We start from the raw sequence: 20,398 nt of genomic DNA on the forward strand, positions 1-20,398 counted from the left end.
CGTCTGGGACTCCAGATTGAAAAGCTCGATGCCATCGTTCAAACCGTCGTCGCAACGCTCCAAATCTGATACCGGGTTGATTATAGGTTGGCCAAAAGTTGAAATAGTAAATGAGACAACATCAAAACAAGATTGAGAGTTATCTGCAACTCTTGCCCAAATTATTTGTGGATTTGATACATTAGTATAATTAGTTGGTAACGCACTAACATTATCAATTGCATTTTGATCTGTAAGATGATAGCTTACTACAAAATCTGTCGGATCTAATGTTCCTAATATATTATTGTCATTTTGAGTTAAATCAAAATTTGAAGTACCAGATGAATTACATTCAAATAAATCAATTGCAGGACCTGCTGTTGGACTAGGAATAAATTCAACCAAAATTGAATCTGATGCCTGGCATACACCAGAAAACACTATATCTACTGAATATGTGCCAGGCTGAGTAACAGAAATCATTGATCCTGTTTCTCCCAATATTTCTGTTCCCTCATAATACCAAGTGTGTATTGCACTTGTGAGACCAGTATCTAATTCTACTGATGAGCCACCACATCGCGCTGTACCAGATGCTATTGTAATATCTTCACCTAAATCACCACCTAAATCAAAACTTCCTGCTTTTAAAAAAACACCTGAATCCAATTGGGTATCAGTTGCATCAGCAACAACAAGCTTAATGGTATAAGTTTCGCCAGGGTTCACTGAAGATTGTGCCGTAAAAACAGTAGTTCTACCATCAAAAGAAATTGGTGGCCCATTTTGAGGTGTATAGCCTCCAAAATATTCTTCATTAATTGCTCCACATGACGTATTTGCTTGATGGATATTAGTAACTAAAATGGGTGTATTGGTACCTGGTAAAACAGCAAGATTTGTGGTATTGCCTAAAGAGTCTGTTAATAAAAATGCGAAGGCATCTGAGAAATTGCACTCAAAACTTCCTCCATTATATTCTTCCGAAGCCATTAAAAATTCAAAGCTAATGTTATCAGCTAAGGGCACAAAATCAAATTGAATAAACGTAGCATTATTAGAAGTAATACCAACAGTATTGTTCAATTCAACATCTCCTGGCCATGCGCCAGATCCTTCACTTAAATTATTATTATTTGGGCCACGAGCCCGAGAAGCATCTCCAGAAGTTAGCAAAATTCCATCCTCAAAAGGGAAATTTATTCCATCACTAAAAAAATAGCCAATCCCATTAGATTCAAATTGATTAAAAGTAATACCTGTTGACCATGTAATATTTGAAACCGTTGCACACGGACTATTAACCAAAACATCAGTGATTAATTCTTCTGGTGTAAATAAATCTTGATCAACCACTACATTTGGCCCAAGAACAAAAACTGTGATAGTTTCTGTGCCTGCACAACCTTGAGGATTATCATCCGTTGCTGTAAAGGTAACAGTATATGTACCTGCAATTGGAAAGACATGAGAAACATCAGTACCTGTTGCAGTAGAACCATCACCAAAATCCCAACTATAAGTGGCATTTGACCCATCAACCGAAAAAGCTGCACTCCCAGAAAAGTCCACAGTTTCTCCTGGTAAAATGCTTATTACGCCTGTTCCATTTGGTGCTGGATTTGTTGTATCAATTGAAGCAACGATATCCTGACATGCTGTTGCACATAAAATATTCGCTTCCCAACCATCGATAGAACCCGAAGCGTCGGAAATAAACTCAAAGGTTAGACAACCTGACGTGTTTGTATCTGTCGCACTCACAGTAAAAGAACCTTCTGGTCCTTGAAAAGTCCCTAATAAATTAGCAGTAGTAGAATCACCATCATACACGTTTAATCTGTCAGGATTAAGACCTAACTGAGTAGTAAAAGACAAAAAATCTACAATAATAAATTCACCAGCATTCTGAGGGCATAATATAGTAACTAAATTTTCGTCATTGCCGTAGTTTGCAAATTCACCACCAGAATCAAAAAACTTATCTGGTGCACATCTATTAAATGTACCATTTTGCATAACTAGATCTTGGGCCTTAGCGCAAAATGTAGTTATAAGGGCAAATACAAAAATTGATTTTCTCATTGATTAACTAATAGTCCTTATCCTATTCATATCTAACTGAATTTAGGACAAAATAAATAGATCATTCCAATTTCAAAATTTCTTGTTCCGTGAAATATTTTGAATAGAAACGAAATTTAATCAAAATATATGATTTGACTTATGAAATTAGTTATAAAACATAATGTTTAGGACTAACGTTTAATATGTTTATTTCATACTTTTGCAAACAAAAAAACATGCCTAAAACACATATATCAATACATACCACTTCAAATGATTTAATTTTAAAGTTTGAGGCTGATAGATTTTTGACTAATCACAACAGTTTTGAATTTAGCAATATTGATGAAGCCAAGGACTCTCCATTAGCTCAACAATTATTCTATCTACCCTTTGTAAAAAAGGTTTATATCGCGTCAAATTTTGTGGCAATTGAGCGCTTTAACATTGTTGATTGGAAGGATGTTCAAGATGAAGTAGCAAAACAACTAGAAGATTATTTATCGAGTGACGGCATTGTCGTGACAGAAGAGGCAATAAAACCAAAAGCGGCGGTCACGGTATATGCTGAAAGTACTCCTAACCCGAATGTTTTAAAATTTGTATGTAACAAAGTATTAGTTGCTAACCTTTATGAGTTTTCATCAATAGAAGATGCAAAACCATCTCCTTTTGCAACTGAATTGTTTCAATTTCCCTTTGTGAAAAATGTTTTTATTGATAAAAATTATGTGTCAATTACAAAATTTGATATTATAGAATGGGAGGAAATTACTTTGCAATTGAGAGAGTTTATTAAAGGCTATGTTGAAAATGGCAAAACCATTTTGAACGATAATGCTATACAACAACTTAATAAAACCGAGGAGGCGATAGAACAAAAATTTGAAGCTTTAGATGACACGTCTAAAAACATTGTAAATATTTTAGAGGAATATGTTAAACCTGCAGTTGCGAGCGATGGCGGTAATATTGAATTTAAGTCTTATGACGAAACTTCAAAGAAGGTACAAGTCTTATTACAAGGTGCCTGTAGCGGTTGCCCATCTTCTACATTTACATTAAAAAATGGTATTGAAAATATGCTTAGAGAAATGTTGAATGACCGTGAAATAACTGTGGATGCGATTAATAACTAAATATGTAGTTTTTATTAAGAAATAAAAGTCTTATTAAATTATAAAATTTTAATTCAAAAAATATGGAAACACAACAATGGATTGATGCTGGTTATAACTTAATTGTAGAGTTTGGACCCAGATTGATCGCTGCCATACTAATATGGATAATAGGTAGTTGGATAATAAAAATGCTCATCAAAGGTGTTTCAACAGCAATGATTAAAGCCAATTACGATGAAAGTTTAAAGAAATTTTTATTGAACTTAATTAATTGGGCTTTCAAAATAATTCTAATCATTGTAGTTTTGGGCACAGTTGGTGTTGAAACAACATCATTTGCTGCTGTTCTTGCGGCAGCTAGTTTAGCCATTGGTATGGCTTTACAAGGTTCGCTCGGAAACTTTGCAGGAGGTGTTCTTATAATGATATTTAGACCCATTAAAATCGGAGATTTAATAGAAGCTCAAGGAGAGATGGGAGTAGTTAAAGAAATTGAAGTTTTCACAACAAAACTTACTGGTCTATCCAATAAAGAAATCATTATACCGAATGGTGCCTTATCTAATGGAAATATTGTCAACTATACTACAGAGGGAACAAGACGTGTGGATCTTGTTTTCGGAGTAAGTTATGACTCTGATATTAAGAAAACAAAAGGTGTTTTTAATGAAGTTCTTTCTTCTAACGCTAAAATATTAAAAACCCCGGCACCAACAATAGCAGTTTCTGAATTAGCAGATAGTTCAATTAACTTTGTTGTTAGACCGTGGTGTAATGCAGAAGACTACTGGGAGGTCTATTTTGAAGTAACTGAAAATGTAAAGGATGCATTAGACAAAGCAGGAATTGAAATTCCTTATCCACATCAAGTTGAGATACATAAATAGGGGTTAGGACTTTTTAATAGCAACAAAATCCTTTAAATAATAAGGTTCAAAATATGCGACATCTTCGGTGTCACTTATTTTATATTTTATTTCAGATAAAACTGACATCTCATTAGCAGATGGTAATTTATTATCTATAAAAACTGCATTTGGATGCTCAATTATAGCTTTTGTTTTTTCGACACCATTTCCTATAAAATAAACTGGCCCATGCTTTAAATAGTTACCAAAACTATTTTCGTCTATTACTTGAGCTTCTATTTCTCTAACTTTCTTTAGGTCATAACTATAAACTGAGGAATAAACTTCCATTCTACGAGCATCTAGCATAGGTACAATAAATCCTTTTTCTACTTTAGCTTGGCAAGCAAGACTTTTTAAGGTATCAACGGAAAGCAATGGTTTATTTAAGGCGTAACAAATGCCTTTTGCAGAAGATACTCCAATACGTAATCCAGTATAAGAACCTGGTCCCTTACTAACTGCAACGGCATCAATATTAGATGGTTCTATATTAGCCGTTTTAAAGACTTCATCAATAAAAATGTGTAAAGTTTCAGCATGAGAATAGCTAAGACTATTATCTTCTTTCAAAACTAAAGTCTCTCCATCTTTTGACAGAGAGACTGAACAATTAGTTGTTGCTGTTTCTATATTAAGCAATAATGCCATTAGAAATAATATTTCTGCTATTCTGAACTGGTCTCAGTTGATTCTGATTTCTTATTCTTCTCTTCAATAAGATCGCCAGGTTTTAAGGTTTTTGAAACCACATTATATGGCCCTGTTATAATCTTATCATTTTCTTCTAATCCCGAAATAATTTCTATGGAGGTATCGTCTTGTATACCAGTTTCTACAACTCTTAATTTTGCCTTACCACTATCATTTACAAAAACGCATTCAAATTTTTGTTCTTCAGCTTGTACTTCGTCTCCTTCTATATTGTTTTTTGAATACCGCTTCTTAGTTGAGCTTGTATCTGTTTTAATAACAATTGAGCTAATTGGAACTGCAATTGCATCTTTACGCGTCTTTGTTATAATATCTACTGTTGCAGTCATACCAGGTCTAAATGGCGAATAACTTTCAGGTTTACCTTCCGTAAGATCATGATATGATTCTTCTAAGATTCTAACTTTTACTTTAAAATTAGTTACTTGATCAGCAGCCAGATTACCAGCTGCAGAATTTGCGATTTCTGTAACTATTCCTTTAAACTCCTTCTTTAAATAAGCATCTACTTCAACAATCGTTGAATCTCCAATATTTACTTTAACAATATCATTTTCATTCACATCAACCTCAACTTCCATATTCTGTAAATTAGCCACTCTAAGAATCTCTGTACCAGCCATTTGCTGAGTGCCTACAACTCTTTCTCCTTCTTCTACACTTAACAGTGAAATTGTACCACTCATTGGAGCAAAAATTGTTGTTCTGTTCAAATTATCTTTAGCCTCATTAACAGAAGCAGCAGCACTCTGAACACTATAATAGGCTGAACTTTTACCAGCAACAGCAGTTTCATAACTTGCTATAGACCTGTCCCAATCTGCTTTTGAAATTACACCTTTATTGAATAATGCTTTGTTTCTATCATAATCTGCTTTTGCCTGTTTTAAAGTAGCTTCAGCTTGCTCTAGATTTGCTCTTACATTTTGATAAGTAGCTTGTGATCTATTTACTGCCGATTGGATTAAATCTGGATTAACTCGCACTAACAAATCACCCTTTTTAACTTCTTGACCTTCTTTAAATGGTAATTCTAGTATCTCACCTGATACTTCTGATGAAATATTTACTTCAACTTCTGGTTGAATTTTACCTGTTGCGGATACTGTTTCAATAATATCTTTTAATGTAACCTCCTTAACTGTAACTTCCTTAAAGTTTCCTTTTTTACCAAACCATCCCATCTTAGACCCTGCAATTAGCAGAATAAGCATAAGAACAACAAATCCTAAAATAATTTTTACTGTTTTACTCATAATCAAAACTTTAATTCAGTTGCTGGAATTCCAAAATATAATTCGAGAACTTTTAATTTAAATATGTAATCGTATTTAGCTCTATTTAATTCTATACTAGTGTTGTCATATCTCAATTTAGATTGACTAAAGTCAAATGCATTGGTTAAACCAACATCATAGCGTTCCTTAGCGTAAGAATATGCAAGTTCTTGAGACTCTAACGCTAACTGTGCAGCCTCATATGATTTTAAGGCTCCTTTAGCATCTACGTATGCCTGGTACACAGTAGATTCAAGATCTAGTTCGGCTTGTTCTAATTGAAACTTTGCACGTTCTAAACTAACTCTACTTCTTTGCACATTACCTTTTACATTAAAACCATTTAAGATAGGAATATTTAATTGTAATCCATAACCTACACCATCATTAAGATACAATTGATCAAAAAGAGGGTCCGCAGGTACTTCTACTAAACTGGTGTTTGGTAACTCAGCCACTACCGATTGACCTGTTGCCTGCACGGTACCAATTTGAGCAGTAATTGTTGGGTTATTTGCATCTACCTCTTGAGTAAAATTAGGTGTATCTGCATATCTTGTATTATAACCGAAAAATGCGCTTAAAGTTGGATAATTAGCTCCCTTTGAAATCTTTAGATCCATTTCTGCAATTGCTACATTCTGCTCGGCAATTTTAATTTCTGATCTGTTTTCTTTAGCTGATGCTATAATTTCCGAAACATCTCTTGAGGCAACACCATCATCCACAATGTTATAGCCGTCCTCTTCAATATCAAAGTTTTCATAGTCTTTAATTAACAATAATTGAGCAAGACTTATAAGTGAAATTTGTACGTTATTTTGCGCATTTATAATTGCTTGTTGCTCACTCGCATTTGTTGCATTAATTTCGAGTAAGTCACCACGCGGTAAAGAACCAGCTTCAACTAATTTTTCAGTTCTTTCAATTTGTTCCTTTGTAACCTGATTCTGTGAAATTAAGACCTCTAAATTTGCTTTACTTAGAATTACCTGTAAATAACCATTAGCAACAAATAAGGAAATATCATCCTTCATTTTATCCAATCGATACTGACTTGCAAGTTTTGATATATCTGCTCTTTGCAACTGTCTAAAGTTTCTTAAACCATCAAAAAGGGTATAATTCATGTTAACACTTCCAGAGGCAGATAAAAAAGTGGTTGTCCGTGTATTATTAGTTACAGGATCAATACTTAAACCTGTGTTTTCAGAAACTCCACCACCTGCATTGATGCCTGGAGCAAAATTACCTTTTGCTGATAGTTTTTCTATGTCCGCAAGCTGAACATCTAATTCGCTTTGTTTAACGGAAATATTATTATCTAGAGCGTATTCTACACACTCCCTAAGAGTCCATTTTTTATTTTGTGCTTGAGCAATTAAACCAAATAGTAAAACTGCTATGATGATTGATTTTTTCATGATGTCTATTTGTCTAAATAAATCTTAAAGTGTTACACTAAAGTGTTTAAATTATTATTGAGAGAATTTTGATATACCCTGTATTTGGTTCCAAACCTTTATTTTATCCTTTTTAGTGATCCCGCTTTTTACTTCTACAAAAATCCCATCACTTATCCCTAACTCTACATCTTTTCTTTCAAAATCTTGGTCCCCAACTTCAATCTCTACATACGGATTTTTTGTTTCCTTGTCATATTGTACTAAAGCCTCTTTAATTGCTAATACATTGTCAGCTTTATCCAGAATAATAGAGGCATTTGCGCTAAGACCAGCTCTGATAAATGTAGAGTCAATTTGCGTTAAGGTGCCTTTAATAGCAAATTGAATAGCACCATTTTCAGCAACTCCTTTTGGTGCTATATAATCTAAAACCGCATCAAATGTTTCGTTTTCAATAGCGCCAACAGTTATTTCTAGAGGTAACCCTTCTTTAATTTTACCCACTTCACTTTCATCTACTTTACCTTCAAAAATCATCTTTTTTACATCTGCTAATGAAGCAATAGATGTGCCCTCATTAAAATTATTAGCTTCAATAACTTGATTTCCTGCTTTTACAGGTACATCTAGAACCATCCCAGAAACAGTTGCTCTTACTTGGGTCTGCGCAATATTTCCCAGACCAGAGGTAGTACCTGTTTTAATAATATCATAATTTTGACGTGCTTGTTGCACATTAATTCTTGCTTGTTCAACACTTTGTTTAGCTTGTAAATAACTATTATTTACTTGATCGAATTCATTAGCCGCAATTACCCCTTTGTCAAATAGTTCTTTCTGGCGATCGTAAATTGCCTTCTGAGTCTCAAGATTAATTTGTGCAGTTTGCAACGCATTTCTGTTAGATGCAATATTATTTTTTGCACTTGTTAAGGTTGAGGCATTTGGTATTACCTTAATTTGTGCTATTAAATCTCCTCGATTTACATAGTCTCCTGCTTCTATAAATACTTTTTCAATTACTCCAGATATGTTTGGTTTTATTAAAACTTCCTCCTTTGGAACAATACTTCCCGTTGCCATCGTTTTTACAACTATAGTTTGATGTGAAGGTGACTCCGAGGAATAAGTGATCGGGTCTTCTTGATTTTTCTGCCATAGATAAATCAGTGCCGTTGAAAAAGCAACGATTATAACAATTAATATAATTACTGTTGTTGTTCGTTTCATTAGTTTATTAATTCTCTTAGTTAATTAGTTTCTATTCTATTCTTAAAGCGTCTACTGGTTTCATTTTCGTAGCATTATTTGCAGGTATTAATCCTGCCAATAATCCTGAAAGTACCAAGATAGTGAGTGCTGTAAATACTACTTGCATTCCTACACTTGGATTGGCAAAATTCTCAATTGGACCACTTGAATCTAGTAAATAATTCATAATCCATATCACTCCTCCAGCAAATGCTACACCCACCATTCCAGATAAAATTGTGAGAATAAGACTTTCTTGAAGTATTTGTGCTTTTATATTCCAAGGTGTCGCACCCAAAGCACGACGAACTCCTATTTCTTTTGTACGCTCTTTTACCACGATAAGCATAATATTACTAATCCCTATAATACCTGACATTAAAATTAGGGACCCTACAAAATACCCAACCACAGTTAAGATGGCGAATAATCCACTTACCTTGGCAAATTGCTCCGAAATATCTCTATGACCAAAAGTACGCTCATCATTAGGATGTACTTTATGTCTCATTTTCAAAAAACTAAATATCCGCTCTTTTAAATTAGTAATGTTAAAGTGATCGTGAGCGGTAATTGCCATCCAACTCACGCGATTTCCATAATTAAATGCTTGGTTAAAAGTTGTGAAAGGAATATATATAGTATTTGCTTCTTCTTCTTTATCTCCTTGGCTATTAGGATTCTTAAATGTACCTACAACCATAAAATTAACACCATTAATTTTAATATACGAGCCCATTATATCTTCTCCTTTATCATAAAGAGATCGCACAACATCAATACCAATAACACATACCTTTCGATTTGAATTTATGTCTGAATAACTAATAAAACGCCCTTGAAGAATATCCATTGGAAGTTGATTAATAAATTCTGGATAATCCCCATAAATTTGAAATGCACCAATCTTTGTACCACGGGTTACGTTGTTGCCTCCACGATAACCACCTAAAGAGTTCCTTGGTGATACATATTTAAGTTCAGGAAACTCAGCTTTAATAGCATCTACATCATCTATTTTATAATTAAACCGTCTTCCTTTGGGTAATCCTTTATACGGAATTGAAGTACGTTGTACCCATGTAAACATAGAATTTGTTGCAAAATCACTAAAACCAGCCTCAACACCATTTTTTAATCCGTTGGTCAAAGCTAGAAGTAATACTAAAATCGTGATACCCCAAAATACACCAAACGCTGTTAGAAAAGTTCTAAACTTATTAGCTGTTAAAGCTTCTAATATTTCATCCCATCGGTCTTTATTAAACATCTTATTCGTCTCTAAGTGCTACTATTGGTTTTATTTTGGCAGCACGATACGCAGGAATAAATCCTGCCAGTGTACCCGCAACTACAAGTAAGAATACCGTAAACAAAGCTGTGTTAAAATCTACTTGTGGATATTTTATATAGTCATTTTCTATGGTTGGACCAACAATTTCTAATAAACCGAGACCTGTAATCAAGCCAAATAAGCCCGAAAACATAGTTACAAAGATAGATTCTTGTAATATCATACCAATTATTGAAAATGGCTCTGCCCCTAAAGCTTTTCTAATACCAATCTCTTTAGTGCGCTCCTTTACAATTATAATCATGATATTACCCACACCAACAACACCTGCTATAATTGTTCCTATGCCAACAAACCAAAATACAGCCTTAATAACATCTATTAAAGAATAAATTTTCGTTGCTTCTTCTAAAGTATTATCTACTCTGACCGCGGCCCTGTCATCAGGCGCTATGATATATTTTTGTTTTATATCTCTTTCAATTCCTGTCACCAAACCGTTTGATAATTCTAGGGCTTTATCTAGGTTTTCAGACATGGCAACCGTAAAGGTCATATCTCGTATGCGATCACCACCATTAAAGGCTATTTGAGCAGAAGAAATTGGGATATAAACATTACCCTCTTCTTGTTCACCACCTGCATCTGTATAAACCCCTATAACTTTAAAATTTATACCAAAAACTGAAACGAGTTCTCCTATTGGACTCTTTCCTTCGAACAACTCATTTTTTGTTTTGTTTCCAACAACAATGACTTTTCGAGATTCTTCAATATCATCTACATTGATAAAACGACCCTCAAGCATCTGAGCATTTTCAATGAATTGAAAATCTGGATAAACCCCTCTGACACTATAATTCCCTGATTCATTTTTATAATTAATTAATCCACCCCAAATAGAGTAACCTGCAGATTTATACTCCAAAAAATCATCATATGTATCGGATATTGTATAAAAATCCTCATTTTTGAGTTGTATCCTACGATTAGGATTAAGGCCTTTATAACCTTTGGTTGTACTGCGTGTTCTGATACTTATTCTATTTGTGGCATCACCTGAAAATTGTTCAGTAACACCATTTTGAATTCCTGAACTAAAACCAAGAAGAACGACTAAAATAAAGATACCTGAAGCCACGGATATTCCCGTTAGAATAGTTCTTAACTTATTCTTCTTTAAAGTATCAAATATTTCTTGCCACCTTTCTATATCAAACATGTGCTTTTGCTCTAATTTGTTTAACAGGACTATCATCGATGATAACACCATCTTTTAAATTAACAATGCGCTTCGTCATATGTGCAATATCATCCTCGTGCGTAACGACGAGAATAGTTTTACCTTCGTCATTAATTCCTTGTATTAATTCCATGACCTCATGAGAGGTTACCGAATCTAAAGCTCCTGTAGGTTCATCTGCTAATAATACCTTAGGGTTGCTCGCTAAGGCCCTTGCTATTGCAACTCTTTGTTTTTGACCACCAGATAACTCACTTGGTAAATGATGAGACCATTCTGCGAGTCCCACTTTTTCAAGGTAGTGCATCGCTTTATCTACACGTTCTTTTCGCTTTAATCCTTGGTAGTATAATGGCATAGCGACATTATCTAAGGCTGATTTATAATTAATTAAATTAAACGATTGGAAAATAAACCCAAGGAATTTATTTCTGTACTGAGCTGAAACTTTTTCGTTAAGATTCTTAATAGGAACACCATCTAATATGTAACTACCCTTATCTGCTTCATCTAACATTCCCAAAATATTGAGCAAAGTTGATTTACCTGAACCCGAAGAACCCATTATTGAGACTAATTCTCCTTCTTTAACATTAAAATTAATTCCTTTGAGTACATGTAACGAGTTGCTACCCATGTGGTAAGACTTATGTAAATCTTTAATTTGAATCATAATTGAATCTTAAATCTTGTGCAATAGTATGAAAATCAACTAGGTTTTTATGCCAACGAATTGTTAATGCCCCCTTAGTTTTCGTTATATTAAGACTCTTAACTAGGATATTTGTTACAGTACCTCTGGAGTATTTTTTGATTTTGAGGATTTATTGAATTTTTTATATAAAATAAAACCAAATAAGGCAACTAAAATATAAGGTATTGCCATTAGAAAAATTATACCGTCATTTATACCTTCTGCTGCTGCCTGATCATCTCCACTTTCTAATACTGCTCTGCACATCGCACATTGAGACCAAGTTTGGATAGACCAAATAAATGTAAAAAATAGAAATGCTAGATTACGTTTCATCTCTTATTAATAATAAGGAGATATCATTATATAAACAATAACACCTGTCACTGCAACATAAAGCCATAAAGGAAAGGTGATCTTTGCAATTTTTTTGTGTTTCTCTATGTTGTTCGTTATTGCCCTTAAATACGTGACAAGCACAAATGGTATAACGATAATAGATAACGATATGTGACTCACCAATACAAAAAAGTAGACATATCTTATAAGACCTTCACCAGTGAATTTTGTTGAATCACTTGTCATATGATATGCAACATACATTACTAAAAAAAGGACCGAACAAAATATCGCCGTTGTCATTAGGTTTTTGTGTAATACTAAGTTTTTATTTTTTATCGCTATAAATGCAATTATTAACAGTACTGCTGTTAGGCCATTAATAGCAGCATAGATTGGTGGCAAAAAAGTTAATGGTTCTACATCAAAACCTAGTTCTCTTAAATTAATCCCAAACAACGCTGCCACAGCTACGGGAATTACAATTGACAGTACAACAATCCATTTGTTATACTTTTTTTCTTTCTCAATATCCATATTGTTCATACTCATTCTTTTAATAGTTTAGCTATATCTTCTTTTAGTATTGTAACTTCTTGGGAGATACCGTCTTCATCTTCACCTTGTTCTTCAGGTATTAAACCGTTATAAAAAATTAATGGGTTTCCAAAATCATCTCTTCTTGATCTAATAAAACCCTCTTTATCTATAAGTGCAAAATTCCCAGAATGCTCAAATCCCCCTTCCACAGTATCATCTTTTGCGGTATAAAGATTAAATCCTTCATTGGCCAACTTATATATGGCTTCTTCGTCTCCTGTCATTAAATGCCAATTGAGATTTGTTATTCCATAACGCTCAGCATATGCCTTTAAAACTTCTGGAGTATCAATATCTGGTGTAATCGAGAAGGAAGCCACACCAAAATTCTCAAAGTTGTCAAATTCGTTCTGTATTTCTACCAGATTTCTATTCATTATTGGGCATATTGTCGGACAAGTCGTAAAGAAAAACTCCACAACATACACCTTACCTAAATAGTCAATGTTGGAAATAATTTTACCATCTTGATTGGTGAAACTAAATTCTGGCACCTTCTTAGGATTACCATTTATTTCTAAATATGCTAAGTCACTTTTTAACATTTTACTAAAATCAACATTAGTTACGTTCTTACTGCGACTCTCCTCTCTCGTAATGTCGTTGTTATTGATTCTATCGATAATTTTTGGAACGAAAATAATCCCAAAAACTAAAATTATAAATGCGATACCGACGTATGAATAGTTATTCTTTTTACTCATCGATTTGTTTTAAATCATTAGCTCTTCTTGAATCAGAATCTTGAAACTCACCTTTACGCTTTTGACGATATTCAGTGAATAAAATGCGCATATCCTCACTCATTTTATTTTTTATCTCAGCTACTTCTATACAATCATATGCATATAGTTGGGTAATGGGTTTATTTGCTTCTATCTCTTTCTTTTTTCTATCATCCAAACGGCCCCTTTGATTTCGATCTTTGTCTATTATAAAAACTTTGTCAGTAGAATAATTATCATCTAATTCTTCAGTAGTTTTGAGATTCCTGTATATTTCTCTTATGTCTGATTCAGACAAATAAATATAATGCCAAAACTTTAGGTCTTCATACTTAGCAATTTCCTTATTTAGCTTACTATATTCATCTTCTGACCCCTCTAATCCAAGAACTACAATTTGGAACTTTTTAAAGCCCTTAAACTTATCATACATCAATTCTTTTAAGTTAGAAGCTGCAGTTGCCTTTTCAATTGGTTTGTTACCAAAAAAAGCTAAAACAGTTATATGATCTTGAAGTTTTATTACTTCTGATAAAGAAATATCACTAATATCATTATGGACAATGTCTAAAGGTTCATAATTGTGCGTAGAAGGATACAGCATCAGTAAAAAGGCTACTGGCAAAAAAAATAAAATGGTTAATACTGCATAGCGCTTAATCTTCTCTTTTTTCATACTGTAAAAATAAAAAAGGTGGTTCAATAAAACCACCTTTTTAATATCATTTAACGTTAGTTTTTCCTTAAAAATCACGTTTTATAAGTGCATCGTCAGTATTATAAACTTCAAATACATAACCACCTTCTTGCAGTAAAATGAAAATTAAGTAACAAATAAGAAAAACTGCAGTCCATACTACCATTTTTCTTAAACTTCCTTTTTCATCTCTCATGTGCATAAAGTCCCACGTAATATAGTAAGCCTTAACGATTGTAAGAATAATAAATATTAAATTCAATGGCTTCATATAAATAAAAGGCGATAATATAATATTACCTAAAGTAGCAAAAAAACCACCTTCAAACGCAGATATCCATGTATGCATTAGGAAATCTGGTTTGTAGATACCTAAAATAACCTCTACTGCTGTAACAATAGTTAGAAAAACTAATACTCCCCAAATTTTTTGCGTGTTAGACTTAAATTTTAAAAGCCCTCTAAATATTTCTAGTTTATGCTCGTGCGCCATGACGTTTTTTAATCTTAATAATTTAAACTAAGTAGAAGAATGTAAATACAAATACCCAAACTAAATCGACAAAGTGCCAATATAGACCAACTTTCTCTACCATCTCATAACTTCCTCTTCTCTCATAAGTTCCCAATATCACGTTAAAGAAAATAATGATATTAATTACTACTCCTGAAAATACATGGAAGCCGTGGAAGCCAGTTATAAAGAAAAAGAAATCAGCAAACAGCGATGTTCCATATTCATTTACTTTAAGATTAGCTCCTTTTACAACCAATTGTCCATTTTCCTTAATCTGTTTTAGAGATTCTGCTCTAGACAATACTGACTTTTCTCCTTCTTCATTAATTATTTGATTCCTAACTAATATATTTTCATTTGCTTCTAAACCATTATAAATTTCACTAACGGTATATGGAGGTAAGGATTCTTCCGTAACAAACCATAAACCATTTTTACGTTCGTGCTCTGCTCTAACACTTTCTTCTACTATAGCAAACTCATCAATAGAAATACGTTTAAACTTTTCTTTACCATCTACACTCACATATTCTCCAAACTGCAAGATGTTACCACCTTTTGTTTGTACCGCACCATAGTCTCCAGAAATAAATGTTGCCCATTCCCATGCTTGTGAACCAACGAAAATAGCTCCACCAATTATAGTCAAAAACATGTATAAGGTAACTTTAGCCTTATTCATATGATGCCCTGCGTCCACAGCTAATACCATTGTAACAGAGGACATAATAAGAATAAACGTCATAAAAGCTACATAAATCATAGGTAGCTCTTGACCATGTAAAAACGGAACGTGGGTAAACACCTCATCAGCAATTGGCCATTCTTTTATAAACTTGAATCTCGAAAAACCATAGGCTGCCAAGAAACCTGAGAAAGTCAATGCATCGGAAACAATAAAGAACCACATCATCAACTTACCATAACTTGCTCCTAAAGGCTTATTTCCACCTCCCCAAGTTTTTCCTTCTGTACCAGTACTTACTACTGTAGAATCCATAGAAATTATTTAAATTTTAAAATTTGGACAAAAATAATCAAATTATGTATCTAAAAAAATATAAAAACAAAAACAGAACAAGCCACAGTACATCTACAAAATGCCAGAAATTTGCAGCGAGTTCAAAACCTAACATATTGTTGGAATTGTACTTCTGTTTAAAATGATTATAAATAACAAGAATCAATGCAATTAAACCAGCAACAACGTGCGCAATATGTACTATTGCTATTATGTAAATGAATGAAATAGTAACATTACTTGTTGGTCCTGTAAAATTATAACCGGCTTCAATAATTTGTCCAAAGCCAACAAATTGATTATAAATAAAAGTAATTCCTAATCCAAAGGTTAACAACAATCCTATTGTAACCATTTTCATATTGTTTTGCTTTAAGGCTCGTTTGGCAAAAATAATTGTGAAACTACTTATTAAAATTAGAATTGCACTTATTATAAAAGCATCTGGCAATTGAAAGTCATTGAGCCAATCTTCACGTTTGCGACTTACAATAAATGCACTTATTAGTCCAGCAAATGTCATGATAAGGGAACCTATCCCAAACCATAACATCATTTTTTTAGATCTTTCTCTTTTCTCCTGCTGTGTTCCTTTTGTTAAATCCATCTAACTCAAAAATTTATCTGCAACATATATTATTTGCAACATAGTAATATAAAATACGCTTGAAAGCATCAATTGCTTGGCTGCTTTGATTGATCTTTCTTGAAACAATCTAAAAGCACAAAAGATCATTACAAAACCTAAAAGTAAAACTATAATTGCTCCAACAATTGAAAGTTTTAAATCACCAGTAAATCCAAAAACAGGTAGAATCGAAACTAACGTGGTCCAAATACTGTACATAATAATTTGTACTGCCGTGCCCTTATCTGGTTTTCCGGTAGGTAGCATAAAAAATCCTCCTCTTTTATAATCTTCGTGTAAAAACCAACCAATTGACCAAAAATGAGGGAACTGCCAAAAAAACTGAATTGCAAACAAAGTTCCAGGTTCAATACCAAACGTATTTCTTGCTGCAACCCAACCAAGCATAAAAGGTATTGCTCCAGGTAGCGCACCGACAAATACGGAAAGAGCCGTTTTGGTTTTTAATGGTGTATAAACACTTGTATATAAAAAAATAGAAATTGCACCCCACATTGCTGTCTTTGGATTAATAACATATAATGTGATTAATCCTAAAATGGTAAAAGTTGTAGCAATAATAAATGCAGTATTCACAGACATTCTTCCAGCTGGTATAGGTCTATTTTTTGTACGATCCATTAAGGCATCTAAATCTCTTTCGATAATTTGATTATAAGCATTAGATGCACCTACCATAAAGTAACCTCCAATTGACAACAACAAAAGTGTGATTAAATTAATTGTTTCAGCGCCAAGAAGATAACCTGCCAATGAAGAAAAAACCACGCTAAGGGATAATCCCATTTTAGTGATTTCTTTAAAATCTGTGAATACAGAAACCGTTGATACCGAAAATTTTGCGCTACTCACAACAATTTTTTAGCTTAATTCTTAGCGTGTGCAAAGATAACTTGAAAATTAATTATGACCAACGCTAGTCTGCAGTTTTAATAATACTTTTCAGGTAAAAGCAAGAATCCTTGCATTTACTAGACTAAATCAATTCAATCCAGTATAATGCAACCTAAAAAATTATTCTTTTTACTGTTTGCTTCAGAATTATCTTTATTGTTAACACCCAAAGGTTTAAAAGGGTTGAAATATAGGCCGCATAACTGACTAAAAAAGTATATGTGCCTCAGGGTGATGGCGGAAACATTGGACTATGCTGGTGGAAATGAAAATATGGCAAAAGCTGGTGCAACCATGATCGCACACGAAAATGTAAAAAAACGATTAAAGCGTATACAAAAAGACGGAACCTATAAAAGTAAGTAAACAATTCCTGTAATGACTTTTAACGATAAGCTGAATATTACTGCTAATGATGAGGATGTAGCTGTATTTCATATTTCTAATGCACATATGGACGGTGATTCTATTTTATATTTTACTCAAAGTAATATTCTTCATAATAGTGATACCTATTTTAATGATAGTTATCTATGTATTGATTTAAAATCTGGTAGTAGCATTAATGGATAATTCAAGACTGTTAAACGCGCCATGGTTTTAATTAATGAAGACGCAAAAATAATTCCTGAGCACGGACAAGTATCTAATTTGACAGAATTAAAAAGTTTTTAAATATTCATGAATCACTAATAGATAGAGTTCAAAATACTATTGATCTTGGGACAAGCGAAGAAAATATTATAGCGGATTCGTATATAACAGAAGACTATAATAAATCAGGTTGTGCTACAGGCTTTACATAGCGCACGAATAAGATTAACCCCTTATATAATCGATTCTTAGAAGTCGTTATACCAATTAAACAAATCTGTACGAATTCCTATACTAAACCAAAGTGTATTAGAATCCATAGTTGATGCATTAATTGCTTCTGGGTTAAAATCTCTGTAAATAATATTGGTAAATAATTTTAAATTGGTCTCTGGGTTAATGAGATAACCAGCCTGTATTTCAGTCATAAAACTCTTTGTTTTGTTACCTTGCCCGATTTTTATACCTGTATCACTGACTCGATTATCCTCATCTGCATAAATATTACCTCCATAATTAAAACTGTCATCAGTTGTATTAAAATCATAACCACGTTGACCAATTATGAACTTGGCATCGGCAAACCATCTTTTGTAATTGTAACGACCAATTAACACTAATTCTCTGAAATTAGAACCCCAAAGGTGCGCCATTGGCTGATTAAAATGAGCATAATTTAAAATAATAGAATTATGGGAGTAGGTATAAGGTCTTACTTGGTTGTACTCTAATTGAAGTAATAGATTATCAATTTTAAAGGCATTAAAGTATTTAGCACCCAGTTGGAAACCAAACTTATTCTTCCAACTTTTTTCACCAGCTTTTACATCACTTAATGAAAATTCGTCTAGAATAAACTGACCATATATATTTACTTTGTTATTCCATTTGTATTTTCCACTTAGACCTAAAATTGCATTACCTGCATCTTGCCCAGTCTGAAATTCTATAGCCCTGAAAAATATAATAGGATTCAAATAATTAATGTCAAACCCTCTATTATTAGTGTCGGCCCACATTACAGATTCAAACAGTCCAATATTAAGTCGTTTGGAAACATTCCAACTTAAGAAATGGTTAGCCATGTATTTTGTGAAAAAAGCACCGTCTACTGTAACCTCTGGGCGTACATCCTTTAACCACATCCAAGTACTTGTGTACTTAATTTTCCAAAAATTAACATTCAATTTTAAAAATGGGTAAGGACTTGATACATCACTCTGAAACAATGACCTATATCCGTCGCCAATAAAATTTTTGCCGTGACCAAACTGTATATTTAAAAAATCTACCGGAGTATATGATAAATAAGCTTCAGCCACAGGATAATCATAAGAATCTGACTTAAATCGTTTTGCAATACCTCGCCCCGGAATAATTGCTGGATCTGGTCCAAAGGCTTTTAGACTCTCCGCATATTGGTTAAAGTAATCTGCAAACCTTCCTTGACTCTCATAAAATGATGTTGTTAAATTGAAGCGTTTTCCCAATCCTGCTTGAATAAAAATACCCCTTGTATTATTCCAAGTAGAGCTAAAGTTGGCTTCAGTATCCTTACCTACCTGCAAATCTAATATAGGGTCTACCGTGAACCAATAATCCTTACCTTGGACTTGAACCAAATGTTCGTTATACAATTTTCTACCAAGCCAAGAGTCAGTCTTCTTTACTAAACTTTCTTTTTCTGCCTTTATATCATAATATTTGGCAACATCTGCATAAAGAAATGGTTTAGCAGCCGTATGACTATTAGTCCCTATGGCATTCATCTCATCATCAAATCTTGCGTAATAAGCATGTGTAAATGGAACATTTAATTGACTTGCATACTCAAGTTTTTCATAGGTTCTAACTTCAGCATTTATCTTATCATACTCATTAGACAATGAAGCGTTTAAACTGTCTTGTGCTTTTAACGTATTATTACCCTCATCAATACCACCCATAACTGGTTGTTTTAATGGTATTGCAATATCGATACTATATTGTATAAAGGTTGGCTTTCCATTATATGTAGCCGGTTGTATTTTTGGAAGTGATTTAAAAACACGATGTCCTTCTTGTTTCAATTCGTCATATATAGCATCTATATATATTACTTTAAAGTCACCATCCTTGTTAACCTCAAATAATACTTTCACATCGCCTTTAAAAGATTCTTCATCTAAAATTGAAGGAACCTTATAATTCTCAAAAATGAATTTATTCAATGTATAGTTGAAGCATGATTTTAATTGATTTACAGCAATTGAATCACATTCTTTAAATACAGGAGGTTTTTCATAAGTTGAAATGTTCTGACCATTACAAAACATTGAAAGAAAGATTGAAACAAAAAGCAAAAAACGCTTCATAAATTAAGATTAGTTAATTGTACGAAAGATACTTATTTTTTAGTATCACCT

General features: G+C 33.1%; 21 protein-coding genes. 4 read left to right on the forward strand and 17 right to left on the reverse strand.

Annotation, left to right across the window (positions count from 1 at the left end; translation table 11 throughout):
• A partial coding sequence (locus DUZ96_RS02525; RefSeq protein WP_258774295.1) for a choice-of-anchor L domain-containing protein occupies positions 1-2,067 on the reverse strand: 2,067 nt, incomplete at its 3' end.
• 218 nt (positions 2,068-2,285) lie between these two features.
• Here DUZ96_RS02525 and DUZ96_RS02530 point away from each other — a divergent pair.
• Both DUZ96_RS02530 and DUZ96_RS02535 read left to right on the forward strand, forming a co-directional pair.
• Complete coding sequence (locus tag DUZ96_RS02530; protein ID WP_114300236.1) at positions 2,286-3,188, forward strand: NifU family protein; 903 nt, start codon at positions 2,286-2,288, stop codon at positions 3,186-3,188.
• Between the two features lie 62 nt (positions 3,189-3,250).
• Positions 3,251-4,057 carry a mechanosensitive ion channel family protein gene (locus DUZ96_RS02535; RefSeq protein ID WP_114300237.1) on the forward strand — a complete coding sequence of 269 codons (807 nt, stop codon included), beginning with the start codon at positions 3,251-3,253 and terminating at the stop codon, positions 4,055-4,057.
• 3 nt (positions 4,058-4,060) lie between these two features.
• Here DUZ96_RS02535 and tsaB read toward each other — a convergent pair whose 3' ends face one another.
• From tsaB to cyoE, 15 genes are all read right to left on the reverse strand, one after another.
• Positions 4,061-4,729 (reverse strand): tRNA (adenosine(37)-N6)-threonylcarbamoyltransferase complex dimerization subunit type 1 TsaB, encoded by a 669-nt coding sequence (gene tsaB / locus DUZ96_RS02540; RefSeq protein WP_114300239.1) that lies wholly within the window; start codon positions 4,727-4,729, stop codon positions 4,061-4,063.
• Between the two features lie 17 nt (positions 4,730-4,746).
• The gene (locus DUZ96_RS02545) at positions 4,747-6,048 is read right to left on the reverse strand and encodes an efflux RND transporter periplasmic adaptor subunit (RefSeq protein ID WP_114300241.1); all 1,302 of its coding nucleotides are present in this window, start codon (positions 6,046-6,048) and stop codon (positions 4,747-4,749) included.
• Between the two features lie 2 nt (positions 6,049-6,050).
• Complete coding sequence (locus DUZ96_RS02550) at positions 6,051-7,493, reverse strand: TolC family protein (protein ID WP_114300243.1); 1,443 nt, start codon at positions 7,491-7,493, stop codon at positions 6,051-6,053.
• A gap of 54 nt (positions 7,494-7,547) precedes the next feature.
• Positions 7,548-8,705, reverse strand: coding sequence for an efflux RND transporter periplasmic adaptor subunit (locus tag DUZ96_RS02555; RefSeq protein ID WP_114300245.1), 1,158 nt, complete (start codon positions 8,703-8,705; stop codon positions 7,548-7,550).
• A 31-nt stretch (positions 8,706-8,736) separates the two neighbouring features.
• Positions 8,737-9,996, reverse strand: a complete 1,260-nt coding sequence (locus DUZ96_RS02560; RefSeq protein WP_114300247.1) for an ABC transporter permease — start codon at positions 9,994-9,996, stop codon at positions 8,737-8,739.
• A 1-nt stretch (position 9,997) separates the two neighbouring features.
• Positions 9,998-11,242 carry an ABC transporter permease gene (locus tag DUZ96_RS02565; protein WP_114300249.1) on the reverse strand — a complete coding sequence of 415 codons (1,245 nt, stop codon included), beginning with the start codon at positions 11,240-11,242 and terminating at the stop codon, positions 9,998-10,000.
• Positions 11,235-11,936, reverse strand: a complete 702-nt coding sequence (locus DUZ96_RS02570) for an ABC transporter ATP-binding protein (RefSeq protein ID WP_114300251.1) — start codon at positions 11,934-11,936, stop codon at positions 11,235-11,237. Before DUZ96_RS02570 ends, DUZ96_RS02565 begins: the two co-directional genes overlap by 8 nt.
• Before the next feature lie 114 nt (positions 11,937-12,050).
• Positions 12,051-12,293, reverse strand: a complete 243-nt coding sequence (locus DUZ96_RS02575) for a hypothetical protein (RefSeq protein ID WP_114300253.1) — start codon at positions 12,291-12,293, stop codon at positions 12,051-12,053.
• Between the two features lie 6 nt (positions 12,294-12,299).
• Positions 12,300-12,842 carry a DUF420 domain-containing protein gene (locus DUZ96_RS02580; RefSeq protein WP_114300547.1) on the reverse strand — a complete coding sequence of 181 codons (543 nt, stop codon included), beginning with the start codon at positions 12,840-12,842 and terminating at the stop codon, positions 12,300-12,302.
• A gap of 2 nt (positions 12,843-12,844) precedes the next feature.
• Positions 12,845-13,600, reverse strand: a complete 756-nt coding sequence (locus DUZ96_RS02585) for an SCO family protein (protein ID WP_114300255.1) — start codon at positions 13,598-13,600, stop codon at positions 12,845-12,847.
• Positions 13,593-14,297: a hypothetical protein gene (locus tag DUZ96_RS02590; RefSeq protein WP_114300548.1), complete on the reverse strand. Its 705-nt coding sequence runs from the start codon at positions 14,295-14,297 to the stop codon at positions 13,593-13,595. Before DUZ96_RS02590 ends, DUZ96_RS02585 begins: the two co-directional genes overlap by 8 nt.
• Positions 14,298-14,364: 67 nt before the next feature.
• Positions 14,365-14,811, reverse strand: coding sequence for a cytochrome C oxidase subunit IV family protein (locus tag DUZ96_RS02595; RefSeq protein ID WP_114300257.1), 447 nt, complete (start codon positions 14,809-14,811; stop codon positions 14,365-14,367).
• A gap of 22 nt (positions 14,812-14,833) precedes the next feature.
• Positions 14,834-15,835 carry a cytochrome c oxidase subunit 3 gene (locus DUZ96_RS02600; RefSeq protein ID WP_114300259.1) on the reverse strand — a complete coding sequence of 334 codons (1,002 nt, stop codon included), beginning with the start codon at positions 15,833-15,835 and terminating at the stop codon, positions 14,834-14,836.
• Between the two features lie 37 nt (positions 15,836-15,872).
• On the reverse strand, positions 15,873-16,463 hold the full coding sequence (locus tag DUZ96_RS02605; RefSeq protein WP_114300261.1) for a cytochrome c oxidase subunit 3: 591 nt from the start codon (positions 16,461-16,463) through the stop codon (positions 15,873-15,875).
• Positions 16,464-17,357, reverse strand: coding sequence for a heme o synthase (cyoE, locus tag DUZ96_RS02610; protein ID WP_114300263.1), 894 nt, complete (start codon positions 17,355-17,357; stop codon positions 16,464-16,466).
• Positions 17,358-17,633: 276 nt separating this feature from the next.
• On the opposite strand from cyoE, the gene DUZ96_RS13030 reads away from it, so the two are divergent.
• Positions 17,634-17,765 (forward strand): hypothetical protein, encoded by a 132-nt coding sequence (locus DUZ96_RS13030; protein ID WP_258774296.1) that lies wholly within the window; start codon positions 17,634-17,636, stop codon positions 17,763-17,765.
• A gap of 12 nt (positions 17,766-17,777) precedes the next feature.
• Positions 17,778-17,972 (forward strand): hypothetical protein, encoded by a 195-nt coding sequence (locus DUZ96_RS02615; RefSeq protein ID WP_114300265.1) that lies wholly within the window; start codon positions 17,778-17,780, stop codon positions 17,970-17,972.
• 269 nt (positions 17,973-18,241) lie between these two features.
• Here DUZ96_RS02615 and DUZ96_RS02620 read toward each other — a convergent pair whose 3' ends face one another.
• Complete coding sequence (locus tag DUZ96_RS02620; RefSeq protein ID WP_114300267.1) at positions 18,242-20,347, reverse strand: gliding motility protein RemB; 2,106 nt, start codon at positions 20,345-20,347, stop codon at positions 18,242-18,244.
• Positions 20,348-20,398: the final 51 nt, after the last annotated feature.

Source organism: Winogradskyella sp. KYW1333 (genome assembly GCF_003335675.1).
GTDB lineage: Bacteria > Bacteroidota > Bacteroidia > Flavobacteriales > Flavobacteriaceae > Winogradskyella.

Bases quoted from the DNA above. Each gene is read 5' to 3' on its own strand.
- DUZ96_RS02530 (WP_114300236.1), top strand. From the start codon at position 2,286: ATGCCTAAAACACATATATCAATACATACCACTTCAAATGATTTAATT.
- DUZ96_RS02535 (WP_114300237.1), top strand. From the start codon at position 3,251: ATGGAAACACAACAATGGATTGATGCTGGTTATAACTTAATTGTAGAG.
- tsaB (WP_114300239.1), bottom strand. From the start codon at position 4,729: ATGGCATTATTGCTTAATATAGAAACAGCAACAACTAATTGTTCAGTC.
- DUZ96_RS02545 (WP_114300241.1), bottom strand. From the start codon at position 6,048: ATGAGTAAAACAGTAAAAATTATTTTAGGATTTGTTGTTCTTATGCTT.
- DUZ96_RS02550 (WP_114300243.1), bottom strand. From the start codon at position 7,493: ATGAAAAAATCAATCATCATAGCAGTTTTACTATTTGGTTTAATTGCT.
- DUZ96_RS02555 (WP_114300245.1), bottom strand. From the start codon at position 8,705: ATGAAACGAACAACAACAGTAATTATATTAATTGTTATAATCGTTGCT.
- DUZ96_RS02560 (WP_114300247.1), bottom strand. From the start codon at position 9,996: ATGTTTAATAAAGACCGATGGGATGAAATATTAGAAGCTTTAACAGCT.
- DUZ96_RS02565 (WP_114300249.1), bottom strand. From the start codon at position 11,242: ATGTTTGATATAGAAAGGTGGCAAGAAATATTTGATACTTTAAAGAAG.
- DUZ96_RS02570 (WP_114300251.1), bottom strand. From the start codon at position 11,936: ATGATTCAAATTAAAGATTTACATAAGTCTTACCACATGGGTAGCAAC.
- DUZ96_RS02575 (WP_114300253.1), bottom strand. From the start codon at position 12,293: ATGAAACGTAATCTAGCATTTCTATTTTTTACATTTATTTGGTCTATC.
- DUZ96_RS02580 (WP_114300547.1), bottom strand. From the start codon at position 12,842: ATGAACAATATGGATATTGAGAAAGAAAAAAAGTATAACAAATGGATT.
- DUZ96_RS02585 (WP_114300255.1), bottom strand. From the start codon at position 13,600: ATGAGTAAAAAGAATAACTATTCATACGTCGGTATCGCATTTATAATT.
- DUZ96_RS02590 (WP_114300548.1), bottom strand. From the start codon at position 14,297: ATGAAAAAAGAGAAGATTAAGCGCTATGCAGTATTAACCATTTTATTT.
- DUZ96_RS02595 (WP_114300257.1), bottom strand. From the start codon at position 14,811: ATGGCGCACGAGCATAAACTAGAAATATTTAGAGGGCTTTTAAAATTT.
- DUZ96_RS02600 (WP_114300259.1), bottom strand. From the start codon at position 15,835: ATGGATTCTACAGTAGTAAGTACTGGTACAGAAGGAAAAACTTGGGGA.
- DUZ96_RS02605 (WP_114300261.1), bottom strand. From the start codon at position 16,463: ATGGATTTAACAAAAGGAACACAGCAGGAGAAAAGAGAAAGATCTAAA.
- DUZ96_RS13030 (WP_258774296.1), top strand. From the start codon at position 17,634: ATGGCGGAAACATTGGACTATGCTGGTGGAAATGAAAATATGGCAAAA.
- DUZ96_RS02615 (WP_114300265.1), top strand. From the start codon at position 17,778: ATGACTTTTAACGATAAGCTGAATATTACTGCTAATGATGAGGATGTA.
- DUZ96_RS02620 (WP_114300267.1), bottom strand. From the start codon at position 20,347: ATGAAGCGTTTTTTGCTTTTTGTTTCAATCTTTCTTTCAATGTTTTGT.